We start from the raw sequence: 18,889 nt of genomic DNA on the forward strand, positions 1-18,889 counted from the left end.
ATATGCTGGCTTTTTTATGTCTATCGAATAGAGCTAAGCGACTAACCCGTATTCCTTAGGCCGATTGCAATACCTGTAATGGTAACCATCATTGCCATTTCGAGTGTCGCAATATCGTTATCACTATATTCAGATGAGCCTTCTTTGCGAATTCGATCAAGCAGCTCAATCTGTAAATAATGCAGAGGTTCTAAATAACCACCTCGAATGTCCATCGACAAGCGTCCATGTGGGTCATCCTCCATCATATCTGTGTGATCGAGTATGCGTAAAATTGAATCAATGCTCTGTTTCAATTCTGCACGCAACCCTTCACCGAAATGCTTCAGGTTGTCTGGGACAAGTCTGGCGTCATATGCTGCGCTAATATGCGGCTCTGCCTTCTTGAATACCATATCCAGCATAGATAAACGTGAGTTAAAGAATGGCCAATTGTCGATCATGTCTTTGACAACATCATCATTGCCATCATTCTTCACTGCTTCTACCGCTTTCATCACACCTAACCAAGATGGCAACACCATGCGTGTTTGCGCCCATGCGAAAATCCATGGTATCGCGCGTAAACTTTCGATACCGCCTTGTGGGTTGCGTTTCGCTGGTCGACTGCCTAAAGGCAATTTACCAAGCTCTTGTTCAGGTGTCGCTACGCGAAAGTAGGGAACAAATTCTGGATCGCTTCTGACGACGCCACGGTAATTATCGCGACCAAGAGCAGCCATCTTTATAATCGTTTCACGCCAAGTTTCTTTTGGCGCAGGTGGCGGAGAGAGCATCGCTTCAACAACGGCGGCAGCATATATTGATAGGCTACGTTTAGCCAATTGTGGCATGCCGAACTTATAGCGAATTGTTTCACCCTGTTCTGTGACTCTAAACCCGCCTGTTAAAGACCCTGGAGGTTGAGAGTGGATCGCTGCTTTGGCAGGCAAGCCACCACGGCCGATTGTGCCGCCTCTGCCATGGAACAAAGTCAGTGTCACGTCTTTCTCTTCTGACAGTTGGACCAGCGCTTCTTGTGATTCATATTGTGCCCAACCTGCGGCCAGTGAGCCAGCATCTTTGGCAGAATCTGAGTAGCCGATCATCACGTACTGACGACCCGAGATATAACCTCTGTACCAGTCAATATCGAGTAGGCTTCGCATGACTTTGGGTGAGTTATTTAAATCATCCAATGTTTCAAACAATGGCGCGACGGGCATTGGCCATGTAACGCCACACTCTTTGAGCAATAGCTGTACGGCAAGTACATCAGATGCTTCGCTTGCCATTGATATGATATAAATGCCAAAGCCTTCTTTACTGTGTCTTGCAATTACGCGACAGGTGTCGAGGACTTCTTGAACATCGTCACTTGGCGTCCATGAATGAGGGATCAAAGGACGTTTAGAGCTAAGCTCTCGTAGTAAAAATGCTTGTTTGTCTTCTTCGCTCCATTGGCCATAATCACCAATGCCCAAATATCTTGTGAGTTCACTAAATACATCGGCATGGCGCTCAGAGTCTTGTCTAATATCTAATTTCAACAAGTTAACACCAAAGCTATGGACGCGTCGGATCGTGTCCTTCAGTGCACCTTCAGCAATGACTTGCATGCCACAATCGTGCAAGGAGTCATAGCAGGCCATGAGAGGGTGTAGTAATTCATCATTACTTGCAACCCATTCCTCCACCGGAATTTGGCCATCGCGAGTCAACTCAAGCTTATTTCTAACCGCTTTCAATGCGGCGCGATAGGGTTCTTTCGCATCACCAACTAACTCTCTTAATTGTTCATTGCAGTCGTTCATCGACAGCTCGATATAAAGGTTGTCGAGGTCGAGAGAAAACAATTTCGCGGCTCTTCGACGAGCTCTGCGCAAGACTTCTTCTGTGACCATTGATGTCACGAATGGATTACCATCACGGTCTCCACCCATCCAAGAACTGAATTGTACTGTTTTGGCATCTAAGGGGAGGGAAATATCAAATTGTGATTGTAAGTATTCGTCCAATTCACGCAAAAACTCGGGCACAGCTTCCCATAATGACGTCTCTATCACTGAAAAACCCCAGCGCGCTTCATCTACTGGTGTTGGTCTTACCGAGCGAATTTCCTCAGTATGCCAAGCTTGACTGATGAGTCCTGCAATACGGGTTTTCACACGCTTTTCATTGTGTTCTGTAATGTTTGTTGTGTGTAACTCTTGTAGTTGTGAGGCTAATTGACGATGTTTGTGAATCAGTGTTCTACGCGTAACTTCCGTTGGGTGTGCAGTTAATACTAAATCTATATTTAAGTTTTTGACGGCGGCAAGCACCTTTTCGCGGTCAGCACCTAATGATTTAATTTTCTCCAAAGAAACGGCAAGAGACTCATCACGCTGATTAGCGCTATTAAACTCTTGTTCGGCAATATTGGCTAAATTAAGGAATTGTGCAAAAGCCCGTCCGATAGTAAGCAGGGAGCGGTTATCTAAACTTGCGAATAAGTCTGTCAGTCTTTGAGTACTTTCGGTTTCACCTGCATAAGAATCCCTGCCATCTTGTCTGATTTGCTCGATTTTTTGCAACCATTCACTGCCTAACTCGGCTTCAATCGTTTCACCTAATGTTGCACCTAAATAACGTACAGTATCTTTCAATTGTGCGTTGAGCGAATCATTCATATTTAACATTTTCCTCATGTTTTTTGTCTAATAACAAGATATACATCATTCAGCCTAAAGTCTAATTTCTTCGTCGCTATCATATGCCTTGTGGGTCTTGAAGCGCTTATATTCGTCTCGTTCACGAATTTTAATGCTTTGTTGAATGTGCTACCCTGTGCGCGAACAAATTAACTTATTCAATTTAATAAATTTTGGAGACCCTGTGTCAGATAAGTATTCAACAGTAGAGTTACAAGCAAGTTACGGTATCGGTTATCAAATGGGCGAGCAATTAGCTGGCAATCCTTTCGATGGAATGGACGTTGATACAGTTATCGCTGGTTTAACTGACGGTTTTAACCGTGCTCAGCCACAAGTTGATAATAACGACTTACGTGCCGCCTTCACTGAAATTCATGAGCGCATGCAGGCAGCTAAGCAAGAGCAGTTTGCTGGTGCAGTAGAAGAAGGCGCTAAGTTTCTAGAAGAAAATAGTAAGCGCGAAGAAGTTGTAACGACTGAATCTGGTTTACAGTACGAAATTTTGACTGCAGGTAATGGTGACATTCCTACTGCTGCATCAACAGTGCGCGTGCATTACCACGGGACTTTGATTAGTGGTGACGTGTTTGATAGTTCATATGACCGCGGTCAGCCTGCTGAATTCCCAGTGGGTGGCGTAATCAAAGGTTGGACTGAAGCACTTCAAATCATGCCTGTAGGCTCTAAATGGCGTGTATATGTGCCACATGACCTAGCTTACGGTGAACAAGGTGCTGGTGGTGCAATTGGTCCATACAGTACATTAGTGTTTGATGTAGAGTTATTAGATATCATTGGCTAGTTAGCTGATTGACGAAAAGCCGTTTTTGCGAGAGATTGCAGGAACGGCTTTTTTTATGACTAAAAATTAGCTACTCTTTTTAGCTTGATTCATGCATAGAATAAAGGACTACTTATGCAAAAACTCACCTTAGCCGCGTTTTACCTCGTTAGCATTGTTGCTGCATTCTTAATTGGTGAACGAGCCGCGAGTACCCACATCACCACCACAACCATTACCGAAGAACGTGAGGAGGCTATTTCTGACTCCTTGGCCAATGGTGATACTGAGAATGCTGCAAATGACAAATATTCTAATATTGTAGCAAGCGTTTCTGATGGCTCTGTGGCGAGCGATGAGGTCACGGTGAGAGAAGCTCAGTATAAAAAACGTGAGGAAGAGAGGAAGTTACAGGAAAAAGTGGCGCGACTTGAGGACCTTTATAAAACGTTGAATAACTCTTACACTCAAGCGTTAAGTCAGCTTGACAATGCCAACCGTGCACTGACAGAGGCGGGTATTGATATCCCTGATGCAATCACACTAGAAGAAGTTCAAAAGTATGTGCCAGCCCCCTTTGACCAACAAATTGCGAACTCTCCGAACTTTGTCACCGATCATTTTAAAAAGCTGCATGAAGCCGAGGATGATTTAGGCTGGGGCATCGAGATGCAAACACGTATTAGTGACTTCATTGTAACTCACGAATATGGTTCATATTTGCAGCTAGAATCGGTAATTTGTCGTGAGGGAACCTGTGAAGTGCGAGCTTTCCCTGATAATCTATTGCAATGGCGTGAGGGGATTCTCAGTGACATGGCAATGCAGTCTTGGTGGGACTTCAATTCGTCTAGTTCAATATCGGGTAACTTCAAAGATGAAGCAGAAAACGCTGAAGACCGCTCATGGTTCTATTTAATCGTGAGTGGCGCAAAGGTGAATTGAGTACCATTTGACGCCACACAGGTCGTGATACTAGTTTCTCTTATTGCCTTTTTGATAACCAAACCATCCCGCAGTGGCGGAAGAACTTGTCAAAAATATCCCCCAACACCAATCAGTTAACATGATTTTTAAAGTGAAACCTTCGATGATGCTGTAGTTAGTTAAGTTGTATGCGCCATAACTTGCAAGACCGAGCAGAGCACCATCAATAGTGGAATAAAACCAAGGCTTCTCCCGGTTCGGCACTGTGGTCAAAACAAAGGTTACCGCGCCGTACATAAGGTAAAACACGAGCCAAGGCCATGTAATAAAATTATCACGTAGCAGGCTTTTCATTTCAGTCTGATACAGCTCAACTGATAGCCAGCCCAGCCAAATTGCATCAAGAATGCCAAAAGTGATCAGTATAAACAAGCTTGCAAGCAAGATGCTTCCGGCTTGTTGTTTTATTTTTTCTAGCATGTGGTCTCCCGCTGATTGTTATGTTGAGCAACTAATACACCAGCATATACTAAGTCATTATCAGTAGCGAAGTAACATCGCGCATTCACTGCTACCAGTCTATTGCTCAACATCATTAGTAACATTTTTAGAGTAGGAATAATAACTATTCTCTGACGTATTTCCTTATAAAATGTTTGCATTGAATCTAATGTGGTGAGCTTTTTGATATATGAAATGCAATATAAAATGGCTTTTAACTTGATTTCTCCCCCCTAAATCGTCAATAATATAGTTAGACATCTAATTAATAGAGTTAAATTTAAAAAGTATGTATTTATCGATCAGGAATTCAGTAACGAAACAGCAAGGCAACAGCGCTCAGATCGCTGATGGCTTCGCGAGCTCTGAATTCCTTAGTGAACGAACCAATCTAATGCCACAAAACCTATCAATTCTTAAGAGTCCCATTAGCACTCAGGGCCCACCCAGCGGCCTGTAAATCCTCTACTTGCTTTATGCTTTCTCAACGAGTGTATCGATTGACTCAATGCTGCCATCAGCAAAAAGAAACAAGAAGCAAACGAAACTAATTCTTAGCATTTTAAAATTAAATTCATCAGCGCAACTTAGCGTTGCATAACTGTATAAAAACTTTGGAGACAAAAATGAGCGTAGCAAACTGGAAACGGATAGTGATAAAGGTGGGAAGTGCCTTAATCGCACCGAATCAGAATGGTTGCAGCAGTCACTATTTACTTGGTATTGCGCAATTCATCGTAAAATGCCGAACAATGGGGATTGAAGTTGTTTTAGTTTCTTCTGGCTCAGTCGCGGCTGGCTCGCATTTATTCGAGCAGGAAGGCGAAATAAACATGGCTACGAAGAAAGCGATGGCAGCGGCGGGGCAATCTGAAATGATGGCGACGTGGGATCGATTGTTCGACTTTCCGACCGCACAGATTCTCGTAACACATGGCGACCTGCGCGACAGAGAGCGTTATGTGAGTATTAAGGAGACGATTTTCAGTCTTTTAGATAACGGTATTTTGCCAATTTTGAACGAGAACGATACCGTTACCACTGATAAATTGAAGGTAGGCGATAACGATAATTTATCCGCCATGATTTCTACTGCAGCTGACGCGGATACCCTTATCATCTGTTCTGACGTTGATGGCTTGTACGACAGTAATCCCCACGAGAATCCTGAGGCGAAGTTACTATCAGTAGTCAATGATATTAACCCCCAAATTTATGCGATGGCAGGCGGAGCAACCAGTGCAGTGGGTACAGGTGGTATGAAAACCAAAATTCAAGCTGCTGAAAAAGCGGTAGCACACGGCATAGATACGTACATTATTAACGGATTTACTGAGCAGTCGTTTAATTCCTTAATGTCTGGCAACAACCCAGGCACGCATTTCTCACCAGATAAGCAGCCGATGCAAGAGCATCTGCACTGGATGACACATACATCCACAGCGCAAGGTGAGGTAGTCGTCGATAACGCTTTCACCGCTGAACTAGATGATGATAGTGAGCAGCTTACTAGCGAAGAAATTGTCGCAGTAAATGGTGATTTTGCAGTAGGAGACACGATCTTAGTGCGTAAAGACGATGGCACAAAACTCGCAAAAGCGAAATCGAACTACAGTAGTTGTTTGCTTAGCTTTATTGCTGACCAAGACGACAAAGCCTTCGCCAGCAAGCTTCAAAACACGACTGGCCCAATAATTTCAGATAATAACATTGCCCTACTGGAGGAATAATGAGTTTAATTAAAACCCTTTCTAAAAATGCAGCAGAAGCTGCACGAGTCCTCTCAGTAATAGATGAAGCGGATAAGAATGCAGTCCTGTTTGATATGGCGGTGAGCCTGCGTGAGCACACCAATCAAATCATCACTGCTAACTTGGAAGATTTGCAATTGGCAAATGAAAATGGCTTGTCGAATGCCATGATCGACCGCCTCACTCTGAATCAGGAAAGAATCGAAGCAATGGCTGAAGGTCTTGAGACCGTGGCAACCTTGCCTGATCCAGTAGGGGTCGAGCGTGAAATCGGTACACGCCCAAATGGCCTGAAAATCAAAAAAATGCGAGTGCCACTGGGCGTTGTGTGTATGATTTATGAAGCACGCCCGAATGTAACTGCGGATGCGGCAGGCCTGTGCTTTAAGTCAGGGAATGCGGCGATATTACGCGGTGGTAAAGAAGCTTTAGCAAGCAGTAAATTTATCGCAAACTTGCTGCAAGACGTGTTGGAAAAGCATGGTTTACCCAGAGAGTTAATTTCAGTTGTTCCCAATCCAGATAGACAGCTTATGCAAGAGTTGATGGAACAAAAAGACTACATCGATGTGATCATCCCGCGCGGTGGCGAAGGTCTGATTAATTACGTGACTGAGAACAGTAAAGTACCCGTCATCCAGCATTTTAAAGGTGTTTGTCACCTATATATTGATAAAGATGCAGATCTTGAAACCGCGATTAATTTGCTAGTGAATGGTAAAACGCAACGAACAGGTGTGTGTAACGCTATCGAAGGTTTGCTTGTTCACGAGGAAATTGCTGAAGACTTCTTGGCATTGGCAGGACCAATCTTAGAAGAGCATTCTGTGAAAGTGAACGCGTGTGAAGCGTCATCAAAATACTTTGATAATGCAACGACGATTACAGAAGAGCAGTTTGGTGAAGAATACTTAGACTTGGAAATTGCTGTGAGAATAGTACCAAGTGTTGAAGGCGCAATGCAGCATATCGCTCGCTTTGGTAGTAACCATACTGAAGTTATCTGCACCAAAGATGAATTGGTGGCGAAGAGATTCCAGCGCTCGGTTGATGCCTCAGTTGTGATGGTAAACGCATCTTCACGATTCTCTGATGGCAGTCAACTTGGTTTAGGTGCAGAAATCGGCATTGCAACAACCAAATTACACGCTTATGGACCGATGGGATTAGAGTCCTTAACGACAGAAAAATATCTCGTTGATGGAAATGGCCAAATAAGAGCCTAATTTCACTTAACTTTACCCAACAAAACGCCAAGCTATATGCTTGGCGTTTTTTTTGCGCCATATTTTCATAAAAAACTTAACTCCTAGGAACTAGATGTGCAAGAATAAGCCATTAACATTTATGTAATAAATGACCAAAGGGGCGAGGGTATGCCATGTCGTTGTTGAGCTTTTTGTCAAAAATATCATCGTTGATTGATTTGATGAATCGAAAGCTAGGTGAATGGGTTAGCTATTTTACGTTTTTAATGGCCGCAATTACTTTCGTTATCGTTGTTTTACGATATGGTTTCAATCTCGGTTGGATATCCATGCAAGAATCGGTAACCTATCTTCACGCCGCTGTTTTCCTAGTAGGGTGTGCATATACTCTTCAACACGATGGGCATGTTCGTGTAGACGTATTTTATCGCCGCTTTAGTCAAAAGCGTAAAGCTTTAACCAATCTCATTGGTAGTGTTTTCTTACTTCTTCCTGTCATGATCTTTATCACTATTGTCAGTTGGCATTATGTTATTGAGTCTTGGCAAACATTAGAGGGCTCAATGGAGTCAGGTGGTTTGCCATTTCTATATATCTTAAAATCTTTTATTTTAGTATTTTCGTTTACCATGCTTTTGCAAGGTATCTCTGAAGTTATCAAACAGGTTTTCATTCTATCTGATTTAGATTCATCGGCCCCTGTCAGTAAAGACGGGAGTGATAACTAATGGAAATACTATCGCTAGTCCTTTTTCTAGTTGTATGTGTCTTTCTGTTGGTAGGTTACCCTGTGGCCTTAACATTGGCTGGTATATCACTACTTTTCTCTGGCATTGGTATTTTTTTCGGTGTGTTCGACGCGAGTTATCTGTTGGCAACACCCAGCCGTCTATTCGGTATTGTTAACAATCAAACTTTAATTGCTGTGCCACTGTTCGTTTTTATGGGGGTGGTACTCGAGCGCTCAAAGATTGCAGAAGACTTACTCGTGGCTATGTCTGCTTTGCTCGGCCGCTTCAAAACAGGGCTGGGCGTATCAGTTGTGCTTGTAGGTATGTTACTAGCTGCTAGTACAGGTATTGTTGGTGCTACGGTAGTTACAATGGGTTTGTTGTCCCTTCCAACCATGCTTAAACGGGGCTACTCAGCTTCTTTAGCCACGGGAACAATTTGTGCAACAGGAACCTTAGGTCAAATCATACCGCCATCAATTGCACTGGTGCTGCTAGGTGACGTGCTCTCAAGTGCATATCAGAAAGCGCAGCTAGACATGGGCATTTTCTCACCGGACAGTGTGTCTGTGGGCGACTTGTTTGTTGGTGCGCTCATTCCTGGTTTAATTTTAGTTGTGTTTTATCTCCTGTATTTGTGGGGCGTTAGTCGCTTCAGCCCGTCACACGTCCCCGCTCATGGTCAAGAAAATGAACATGCCGATGTGATGGAGTTACTCAAAGCCCTGCTACCACCCTTAATTCTCATTGTGGCTGTTTTGGGCTCGATACTGACTGGAAAAGCAACGCCAACCGAGGCTGCGGGTGTTGGCGCAATGGGTTCAGTATTATTAGCATTATTTAAAAAGCAGATTTCAAAGAGTAATACCAAATATGTCGTGCGAGAAACCACCAAAGTTACCTCGATGGTCTTCTTGATTCTTATAGGGGCAAGTATCTTTTCACTGGTTTTTCGCGGTTTTGGTGGTGAAGAGTTATTGAACGACTTCTTCAATGACCTGCCAGGAGGCGCGTTTACGGCCATGTTATTAGTCATGGTGGTTATCTTTTTGTTGGGCTTCATTCTGGATTTTATTGAAATAACCTTTGTCGTCGTACCCATCATTGCGCCCATTCTCATCATGATGGGGATGGATCCTATTTGGTTAGGTATTATGATTGCAGTTAACTTGCAGACCAGCTTCTTAACGCCGCCATTTGGCTTTGCTTTATTCTATTTACGTGGGGTAACGGCAGACACGGTAAGAACGGAACAAATATATAAAGGCGTGATCCCATTTATCGCCATACAATTGTTGTTATTAGTCATTATGGCTATTTGGCCAGAAGTGATTACTTGGTTGCCTAATGTAGTCTATGGCAATAACTAAATTTAAGGAGAAAACTATGAAGCGTTCATTACACGTTTTGTTCGCAGCGGCAGCTTTTATCACACTAGCGTCGTGTGGTGGAAAAAGTGGAGAAAGCACCGATTCTGCTGTGGCGGCAGAGCCGGTAGAGACGATTAAATGGAAATTGGCGACGTCTTGGCCGAAGAATTTCCCTGGTTTAGGTAAAGGGCCTGAAACCTTTGCTGAATATGTGAATGAAATGTCTGGCGGCAGACTGGAAGTCAGAGTCTATGGCGCTGGAGAATTAGTACCAGGTTTTGAAGTGTTCGATGCAGTAGCGAGTGGCAGTGTCCAAATGGGACATGCTGGTGCTTACTATTGGAAAGGCAAAATGCCAGCGGCTCCTATTTTTACTACCATTCCATTTGGGATGAATGCGACTGAAATGAATGCTTGGCTGCACTATGGCGGTGGGATGGAGCTGTGGCGAGAACTTTATGAACCCTATGGCGTTATTCCTTTTGCCGGCGGTAGCTCAGGCACTCAGATGGCGGGCTGGTTCAAAAAAGAGATCAATAGTTTAGAAGACTTTCAAGGCTTGAAAATGCGTATTCCCGGCCTTGGTGGTGAGGTATTCAAAGAAGTGGGAGGCTTGCCAATTACCTTAACGGGTGGTGAGTTATTCACGGCCTTACAAACCGGCGCTATTGATGCTACAGAGTGGGTTGGCCCGTATAATGACCTTGCCTTTGGTTTGCACAAAGCAGCTAAGTATTATTATCACAGCGGCTGGCATGAGCCAGGTACGATGTTGGAGTTTACGGTCAATAAAGAAGCATTCGAAGCTTTACCTAAAGATCTGCAAATGATCGTTGAAGTTGCAACACGCGCTGCTAATCAGGACATGCTTGATGAATATACGGCAAGAAATCCTAATGCGATGAAGCAGTTGCTTTCAGAACATGGTATTGAAATGAGACCACTCCCTAAAGACGTAATTGAAGCCTTAAAAGTGGCAACAGCAAAAGTGATAAAACAAAAAAGATCGGATGATGAGGCTTTTGACAAGGTCTATGCATCATATGATGCTTTTTATCAAAGTGTAAAAGCCTATCACAAAATTTCAGAACAAGAATACTACGAGAATCGAGAGTAGTTCTTAGCTGTTTACTCAGAGTAAAAGGCTTCATATCAAATAAATAGACAGATTTGAGCATATTTTGGCTGCTCTGATCTGTTTATGTCTTTATTCATATTAGAATGCGCGCGTTTCATAACATCAATTAAGCACGCGATAAAAGAAGGAAGTAAAAATGGTTATTAAGCCTAAAGTGAGAGGATTTATCTGCACAAACGCACACCCTGTTGGCTGTGCAAAAAGTGTTGAAAATCAAATCGCGTATGTAAAATCTAAAAATGTGGCAGATAAAGCAGCGCTTGCTGGTCCTAAAAATGTATTAGTGATCGGTTCTTCGACCGGTTATGGTCTCGCTTCACGCATTACCTCGGCTTTTGGATTTGGTGCAAAAACACTGGGTATTTGCTTCGAAAAAGAACCATCGGAAAGAAAAACAGGGACGGCAGGTTGGTATAATACCGCGGCATTTCATGACCAAGCTAAGGCTCAAGGCTTATACGCAGAAACGCTGAACGGTGACGCTTTTTCTGATGAGATGAAACACGCTGCAATTAAGAAAATCAAAGACGATTTGGGTCAAGTTGATTTAGTCATTTATAGCCTTGCATCGCCAAGACGCACAGATCCAGATACAGGTGAAGTGTTCAAATCGACCTTGAAGCCGGTTGGGCAAGCCTACACAACCAAAACCTACGACACCGATAAAGATAAAGTCCATGAAATAACGCTAGAACCAGCGAATCAAGAAGAAATTGATAACACAGTAAAAGTCATGGGTGGTGAAGATTGGGAGCGCTGGTTGTTCATGTTGGGCGAAGCTGGTGTGCTTGCCGATGAAGCAAAAACAACAGCTTACACTTACATTGGCAAAGAATTAACGTGGCCAATTTACGGTCAAGCAACCATTGGTTTGGCAAAAGAAGATCTCGATCGCGCGGCAGCGTCGATTATCGAAAAGCTAAAAGACAAAAAGGTCAGTGCGAATGTATCTTCACTCAAAGCCTTAGTCACACAGGCTAGCTCAGCCATCCCTGTTATGCCTTTGTATATTTCGCTCATTTATAAAGTGATGAAGGAAGAAGGCACGCATGAAGGCTGTATCGAGCAAATCGAAGGTTTGTTTACCGAGCGCTTATATGCGCAAAATCCGCCTGTTGATGATATGAATCGATACCATATGGAAGAAAAAGAGACCAATGATGGCACGCAAGCCAAAATTAAGTCTCTTTGGGACCAAGTTACTCAAGAAAACTTCCATGATTTGAGTGATTACGCAGGTTATCATCAAGAGTTTTTGAACCTATTTGGCTTTGAAATTCAAGGTGTTGACTATGAGGCCGATGTAAACCCTATAGTCAATTGGTCGTAAAAGTCGCAAGACGCTTAAATCGTATCTACTTAGCGCTGTATTAAGGCTCTGCAAGGCTCACAGAGCGAGTTTTAGTCAAAAGTACAGTGCTAAGTGGAAGATTTCGTTCACAATACTTCAATAAATTTAGGCGTTTTGGTACTTTTGGCATAGCCTTTTCACCCTCATTAATGCTAAAATCCCGCCGATCATTTGCTTGATGGAAGAACAGGTTGTCATTTTCTTCATTAATGACGTAAAAGGCGTTTGCTATCAGAGTAAGATCGCGCTGACACATAATAATAAAAACCATGGATGTACGCAGGCCTTGTTAAATAGGACTGCGCTTAGACTTATGTGAAGCAAGCTAGTGTGTATATGGTACTTTGCTACATTTATCGCCCCACTCAATGCCAAGATAAATAGGCTGTCGAGGAAATGGTAAAGTAAGCAAAGGCAAATTTTAATCGGCTTTCAGGTAGATAAGCCGATAGGCTGATTAAAATTGGTATCTTAAATTAGAGTAGTCAATTACATATGATAAAAATCAAAAAAGGCTTAAATCTTCCTATCGAAGGCGCCCCGGAACAAAAGGTCCATTCAGGTCCTGCTGTGACGAAGGTTGCAGTCCTTGGTGAAGAATATAATGGCATGCGTCCTACGATGCATGTTCAAGTCGGGGATAAAGTCAAAAAAGGGCAAATGCTTTTTGAAGACAAGAAAAACCCGGGAGTTAAATTTACCGCACCTGCAGCAGGTGAAGTAATCGAAGTTAACCGTGGGGCAAGACGTGTTTTGCAGTCCGTGGTAATTAAGATTGAAGGTGAAGACGAAGTGACCTTCCAGTCTTTCGACGACGCGGCCTTAGCTGCTGCTGAGCGTGAGACAATCGCGGAGTTACTTGTTGAGTCAGGTGCGTGGACGGCTATCCGTACTCGTCCGTTCAGCAAGAATCCTGCAGTGGGTTCAACTCCATCATCGATTTTCGTGTCAGCAATGGATACTAATCCCTTAGCTGTTGACCCTCAGATCGTTATCTCTGAACGAAAAGACGATTTTGCATTTGGCTTGAAAGTACTCGCGAAACTAACCGACGGTAAAGTTTACGTCAGTAAAGCGCCAGGTGCTGATATTCACACTGGTGATACAAGTGTTGACGTCAATGAGTTTGCTGGACCGCATCCAGCAGGTTTAGTTGGTACTCACATTCATCACCTTGACCCAGTAGGCATGAAGAAGTTTGTGTGGCATGTGGGTTACCAAGATGTCATCGCAATCGGCTCTTTACTGTCGACGGGTAAGATCGATACGACTAAGGTTATCTCTCTCGCTGGCCCAGCGGCAACGAAACCACGCCTTATTACAACGGTACTTGGTGCAAGCATTGACGAAATCATCGATGGCGAGACGATCGATGGTCCAGTGCGTGCAGTATCAGGCTCCGTGTTAAATGGGACAAATGCGAATGGTCCACATGCCTATTTAGGCCGCTACCATACGCAAGTGTCTTTGTTGGTTGAAGATAAAGAAAAGCGTTTGTTCGGCTGGATTATGCCTGGCTCAAACCAGCACTCGGTCACTCGCGCATACTTAGGTCATTTGTCACCTAAAAAGTTATTCAATATGACAACACAAACCAATGGTTCTGATCGCTCTATGGTGCCAATCGGTAACTACGAACGAGTGATGCCTTTGGATATTATTCCAACTCTATTGCTTCGTGACATCATTTCTGGTGATACCGAGGGTGCAGCAAATTTAGGTGCACTCGAGCTAGACGAAGAAGATTTGTCCCTATGTACTTATGTTTGCCCAGGTAAATATAACTACGGGCCGATCTTAAGAGAGTGTTTAACCAAGATAGAAGAAGAGGGTTAAGTCATGGGTTTAAAAGCATTAATTGAAAAAGTCGAACCGGACTTTGAACCAGGTGGTAAGTACGAAAAGTTCTATGCGCTTTACGAAGCAGCAGCGACCATCTTCTATACGCCGGGTAAAGTAAATTCAGCAAATACACACGTTAAGGACAGTATTGACCTTAAACGTATTATGATTATGGTATGGATGGCGACATTCCCAGCTATGTTCTACGGTATGTACAATGTCGGTCTGCAAGCGCAAGACGCTATTGTTGCAGGCGGCGCAATGTATGATGGTTGGCAAGCCGGTTTGTTCCAATTTTTCGGTGGTAATTTAACTGCTGAATCTGGTGTCTTAGGCATGATGTTCTATGGTGCCTGCTTCTTCATACCGATTTATGCTACGACCTTTGTCGTCGGTGGATTCTGGGAAGTTCTTTTTGCATCAGTGAGAAAGCATGAAGTGAACGAAGGCTTCTTCGTTACCTCGGTGTTATTCGCATTGACACTCCCAGCAACAATTCCATTATGGCAGGTTGCGCTTGGTATTACTTTCGGTGTTGTTATTGCCAAAGAAATCTTTGGTGGTACTGGTCGTAACTTCTTAAATCCTGCATTGTCTGGTCGTGCGTTCTTATACTTCGCTTATCCTGCACAGATTTCTGGTGACCAACCATGGATTGCTGCTGAATTGGCCGATGGTTATTCAGGTGCGACTTGGTTGAGCAACGCCGCTAATGGTGAAATGGACTACACTGACATGGGTCTTTGGATGAACTCATTCTTGGGTAACATCCCGGGCTCGGTGGGTGAAGTATCTAGCTTAATGATTATGCTCGGTGGTTTGTTTATTATTTATCTCGGCATCGCAAGTTGGCGGATTGTATTGGGTGTGGCGCTCGGCGTAACATTCTTTAGTACCTTACTTAACTTCTTTGCAAACGACCCTAGCTCAATTTACGCGATGCCGTTCTACTGGCACTTTGTTATTGGTGGTTTGGCGTTCGGTATGTTCTTTATGGCAACCGACCCAGTGTCAGCATCATTCACAAACCAAGGTAAGTGGATGTATGGCTTCTTCATCGGTCTAATGACGGTATTGGTGCGAGTCATCAACCCTGCATTCCCTGAAGGCATCATGCTTGCTATCTTATTTGCAAATCTATGGGCGCCACTATTCGATTACTTCGTAGCGCAAAGCAATATCAAACGGAGGGTTGCACGTGTCAGCTAAAAAAGAAACTTTAGGCAAAACTGTCGGCATCGTTGTTGCGGTTTGTTTGGTTTGTTCAATCGTAGTATCAGCGTCAGCTGTTGGCCTGCGCTCTCTACAACAAACGAACGCAGCGTTAGATAAGCAATCAAACATTTTAGCTGCGGCTGGTTTGTTGGGTGATGCAAAAACAAAGCAAGAAATTGCAGACGTATACGACGCAAAAGTTGAAGAACGCTTTGTAGACTTAGCAACGGGTGAGTATGTTGAAAACCCTGCAGCAGGTTCGGGTAAAGCATACGACATGTACGGTCGTGTATCCAAAGCAAAAGAAACCAGCGTTGCTGTTGAGGGGAGCCCTGCGGGTTTCTCACGCAGAGCCAAGGTCGCTTCTGTTTATTTGGTTAAAGATGAGTCAGGTGATGTTTCACGTCTTGTCTTGCCAGTTCACGGTAGTGGTCTATGGGACCTTATGTATGGATTCTTAGCACTCGACGCAGATGGTCAAACCATCCGTGAGCTTATTTACTATCAACACAAAGAAACACCAGGATTGGGTGGCGAAATTCAAAACCCAGAATGGCAAGACAAGTGGGATGGCAAAAAGCTGTTTGATAATGGTGAAGTTGCTATTGAAGTAAACAAAGGTGAGAACAAAGATGACCAGTATGCGGTTGATGCACTATCAGGCGCAACGCTAACCAGTAACGGTGTGCAAAACACGCTTCAGTACTGGGCAAGTGAAAATGGTTACGGTAATTACCTGAAAAAGCAATCTTGGAAATCATAAGGCAGAACAATGGCTGATACTAAAGAAATGAAAAAAGCCCTGTTTGGGCCCATATTAGACAGTAACCCTATTGCTTTACACGTACTTGGTATTTGTTCAGCACTTGCGATTACTACCAAACTTGAAACTGCATTGGTAATGTCATTGGCATTAACCTCAGTATGTGCATTTTCGAATTTATTTATCTCTCTTATTCGTAACCAGATCCCATCTAGTGTGCGGATCATTATACAAATGACCATAATCGCGTCATTGGTAATTGTTGTTGACCAAATTTTGAAGGCTTATTCTTACGAAATTTCTAAGCAACTATCGGTTTTCGTCGGACTGATCATTACAAACTGTATTGTTATGGGTCGAGCAGAAGCATACGCAATGAAGTCGCCACCTGGAATGAGCTTCCTAGATGGTCTTGGTAACGGTTTAGGGTATTCATTTATCTTAATCGTCATTGGTACAATAAAAGAATTGGCTGGTTTCGGTACTATCTTAGGGTTTGAAATCCTACCATTGGTCACCAACGGTGGCTGGTATCAGGGTAACGGCTTATTGATACTACCATTTAGTTCGTTCTTCCTTATTGGCGGTATGATTTGGTTCATCCGTACAATCCGTCCAGAACAAGTAGAGCCTAAGGAATAATCATGGAACATTATTTAGCATTATTTATTAGAGCTGTATTCGTTGAGAACATGGCATTGTCCTTGTTCTTAGGTATGTGTACTTTCCTAGCTGTTTCGAAGAAAGTCGCTACATCAATGGGCTTAGGTGTTGCAGTTATCGTAGTATTAGGTATCTCTGTACCAGTTAACCAACTTATTTTCGTAAACATTCTTGCGCCTGGCGCGTTAGCGTGGGCTGGCTTCCCAGATGCCGACCTAAGCTTCCTAAGTTTCCTAACGTTTATCGGCGTTATCGCTGCCTTAGTTCAGATACTGGAAATGACACTGGACAAGTTTTTCCCTGCTTTATATAACGCATTAGGGATCTTCTTGCCGCTTATCACCGTAAACTGTGCAATATTCGGTGGTGTCGCATTCGCTGTTCAACGTGAGTACACATTCTCTGAAAGTATTGTTTACGGTATTGGTAGTGGAGCAGGTTGGGCAATTGCCATCATTCTGCTAGCTGCTGTACGTGAAAAGTTAAAGTATGCAGATATGCCAGACGGTATTCGCGGATTAGGTTCTGTGTTTATGATTGCCGGTTTGATGGCATTGGGCTTCCAGTCATTCACAGGTATTTCGCTGTAAAGCGAATAGGAGTATAGATAATGAATCAAGTAGAAATCTATCTCGGTGTAGGCATGTTTATCGCTATCGTATTAGCGTTAGTATTTATTATCATGTTTGCGAAATCGAAATTAGTGCCTGAAGGTGACGTTAAAATCACCATTAATGGCGATCCAGATAAAGTAATTACAACTTCTCCAGGTGGAAAATTGCTAGGCGCACTAGCAGAGTCTGGCATCTTCGTATCATCTGCCTGCGGTGGCGGTGGCTCATGTGGGCAGTGTACGGTTGATGTGAAATCAGGTGGTGGCGAAATCTTACCAACTGAGTTAGATCATATCTCTAAGCGCGAAGCGAAAGGCGGTTGTCGTTTGTCTTGCCAAGTTTCTATTAAGCAAGACATGGACATTGAGCTTCCGGAAGAAGTATTTGGTATCAAAAAGTGGGATTGTGAAGTTATTTCTAACAATAACGAAGCGACCTTCATCAAAGAGCTTAAGTTGGCTATTCCAGATGGCGAAAGTGTTCCATTCCGCGCCGGTGGTTATATTCAAATTGAGGCTCCGCCTCATCACGTTAAGTATAAAGACTTTGATGTACCAGATGAATACCGCAAAGATTGGGAACACTTCGGCTTCTTTGACGTAGAGTCAAAGGTTGATGAAGAAACCATTCGCGCTTATTCAATGGCAAACTATCCAGAGGAAGAAGGCATTATTATGTTGAACGTGCGTATTGCTACGCCGCCACCTAATAATCTTAGCTTGCCAGCGGGTAAAATGTCATCGTTCATTTGGTCATTGAAAGAAGGCGACAAAGTAACAATTTCTGGCCCATTTGGTGAGTTCTTCGCGAAAGATACTGATGCTGAAATGGTGTTTGTAGGCGGTGGTGCTGGTATGGCTCCGATGCGTTCACACATTTTTGATCAACTTCGTCGAATCAAAACAGACCGCAAAATGACCTTCTGGTATGGTGCTCGTTCTTTGCGTGAAATGTTCTATGTTGAAGATTTCGATATGTTACAAAAAGAAAACGAGAACTTTACTTGGCACGTAGCCTTATCTGACCCTCAACCAGAGGATAATTGGGAAGGCGACACTGGGTTTATCCACAATGTTCTATTAGAGAACTACTTGAAGGATCACCCAGCGCCAGAAGACTGTGAGTTCTATATGTGTGGTCCACCTATGATGAACGCAGCAGTAATTAATATGCTCAAAGAGCTCGGTGTTGAAGATGAAAACATCATGCTTGATGACTTCGGTGGCTAAGCGACCGGCAATGAGCAACACTTAAGCCTTGGCTTAAGCGTAAGGTAAAGGCGCATTCTACTGAGAAGCGCCTTTTTTGTTTCAGCCAACTCACAATTGCTTTTTTTGTTTTGCTGAGACATTTTCCAAA

16 protein-coding genes are annotated in these 18,889 nt (G+C 43.4%); 14 read left to right on the forward strand and 2 right to left on the reverse strand.

Annotated elements, in window-relative coordinates; all coding sequences use genetic code 11:
* Positions 1–41 precede the first annotated feature (41 nt).
* The gene (gene ppc / locus RM544_RS16555) at positions 42–2,651 is read right to left on the reverse strand and encodes a phosphoenolpyruvate carboxylase (protein WP_311362934.1); all 2,610 of its coding nucleotides are present in this window, start codon (positions 2,649–2,651) and stop codon (positions 42–44) included.
* A 205-nt stretch (positions 2,652–2,856) separates the two neighbouring features.
* Here ppc and bamJ point away from each other — a divergent pair, with 205 nt between their 5' ends.
* Complete coding sequence (bamJ, locus tag RM544_RS16560; RefSeq protein WP_311362935.1) at positions 2,857–3,477, forward strand: BamJ family beta-barrel-assembly machinery protein; 621 nt, start codon at positions 2,857–2,859, stop codon at positions 3,475–3,477.
* A 114-nt stretch (positions 3,478–3,591) separates the two neighbouring features.
* Positions 3,592–4,401, forward strand: a complete 810-nt coding sequence (locus RM544_RS16565) for a hypothetical protein (protein ID WP_311362936.1) — start codon at positions 3,592–3,594, stop codon at positions 4,399–4,401.
* A gap of 30 nt (positions 4,402–4,431) precedes the next feature.
* On the opposite strand, the gene RM544_RS16570 is transcribed toward RM544_RS16565, so the two are convergent.
* A complete protein-coding gene (locus RM544_RS16570) occupies positions 4,432–4,863 on the reverse strand; it encodes a DUF2177 family protein (protein ID WP_311362937.1) in 432 nt (143 codons plus the stop codon).
* Positions 4,864–5,510: 647 nt separating this feature from the next.
* Here RM544_RS16570 and proB point away from each other — a divergent pair.
* The 12 genes from proB to nqrF all read left to right on the forward strand — a co-directional run bounded on the left by proB (position 5,511) and on the right by nqrF (position 18,759).
* Positions 5,511–6,614: a glutamate 5-kinase gene (proB, locus tag RM544_RS16575; protein WP_311362938.1), complete on the forward strand. Its 1,104-nt coding sequence runs from the start codon at positions 5,511–5,513 to the stop codon at positions 6,612–6,614.
* On the forward strand, positions 6,614–7,861 hold the full coding sequence (locus tag RM544_RS16580) for a glutamate-5-semialdehyde dehydrogenase (protein ID WP_311362939.1): 1,248 nt from the start codon (positions 6,614–6,616) through the stop codon (positions 7,859–7,861). Before proB ends, RM544_RS16580 begins: the two co-directional genes overlap by 1 nt.
* A 173-nt stretch (positions 7,862–8,034) precedes the next feature.
* Positions 8,035–8,571 carry a TRAP transporter small permease subunit gene (locus tag RM544_RS16585; protein WP_311362940.1) on the forward strand — a complete coding sequence of 179 codons (537 nt, stop codon included), beginning with the start codon at positions 8,035–8,037 and terminating at the stop codon, positions 8,569–8,571.
* Positions 8,571–9,944, forward strand: coding sequence for a TRAP transporter large permease (locus tag RM544_RS16590; protein ID WP_311362941.1), 1,374 nt, complete (start codon positions 8,571–8,573; stop codon positions 9,942–9,944). Before RM544_RS16585 ends, RM544_RS16590 begins: the two co-directional genes overlap by 1 nt.
* Before the next feature lie 16 nt (positions 9,945–9,960).
* Positions 9,961–11,061 carry a TRAP transporter substrate-binding protein gene (locus RM544_RS16595; RefSeq protein ID WP_311362942.1) on the forward strand — a complete coding sequence of 367 codons (1,101 nt, stop codon included), beginning with the start codon at positions 9,961–9,963 and terminating at the stop codon, positions 11,059–11,061.
* Between the two features lie 157 nt (positions 11,062–11,218).
* Entirely contained in the window at positions 11,219–12,412 is a 1,194-nt protein-coding gene (gene fabV / locus RM544_RS16600) for an enoyl-ACP reductase FabV (protein WP_311362943.1), read from the forward strand.
* Positions 12,413–12,928: 516 nt separating this feature from the next.
* Positions 12,929–14,269, forward strand: a complete 1,341-nt coding sequence (locus RM544_RS16605) for a Na(+)-translocating NADH-quinone reductase subunit A (protein WP_311362944.1) — start codon at positions 12,929–12,931, stop codon at positions 14,267–14,269.
* 3 nt (positions 14,270–14,272) lie between these two features.
* The gene (locus RM544_RS16610; protein ID WP_311362945.1) at positions 14,273–15,484 is read left to right on the forward strand and encodes an NADH:ubiquinone reductase (Na(+)-transporting) subunit B; all 1,212 of its coding nucleotides are present in this window, start codon (positions 14,273–14,275) and stop codon (positions 15,482–15,484) included.
* On the forward strand, positions 15,474–16,253 hold the full coding sequence (locus RM544_RS16615; RefSeq protein ID WP_311362946.1) for a Na(+)-translocating NADH-quinone reductase subunit C: 780 nt from the start codon (positions 15,474–15,476) through the stop codon (positions 16,251–16,253). Before RM544_RS16610 ends, RM544_RS16615 begins: the two co-directional genes overlap by 11 nt.
* Positions 16,254–16,262: 9 nt before the next feature.
* Positions 16,263–16,895: an NADH:ubiquinone reductase (Na(+)-transporting) subunit D gene (locus tag RM544_RS16620; protein WP_311362947.1), complete on the forward strand. Its 633-nt coding sequence runs from the start codon at positions 16,263–16,265 to the stop codon at positions 16,893–16,895.
* Positions 16,896–16,897: 2 nt separating this feature from the next.
* Positions 16,898–17,506 (forward strand): NADH:ubiquinone reductase (Na(+)-transporting) subunit E, encoded by a 609-nt coding sequence (nqrE, locus tag RM544_RS16625; protein ID WP_311362948.1) that lies wholly within the window; start codon positions 16,898–16,900, stop codon positions 17,504–17,506.
* A gap of 20 nt (positions 17,507–17,526) precedes the next feature.
* Positions 17,527–18,759 carry an NADH:ubiquinone reductase (Na(+)-transporting) subunit F gene (gene nqrF / locus RM544_RS16630; protein ID WP_311362949.1) on the forward strand — a complete coding sequence of 411 codons (1,233 nt, stop codon included), beginning with the start codon at positions 17,527–17,529 and terminating at the stop codon, positions 18,757–18,759.
* Positions 18,760–18,889: the final 130 nt, after the last annotated feature.

The organism is Brumicola blandensis, from assembly GCF_031846165.1.
In the GTDB taxonomy this organism is placed as follows: domain Bacteria; phylum Pseudomonadota; class Gammaproteobacteria; order Enterobacterales; family Alteromonadaceae; genus Glaciecola; species Glaciecola blandensis.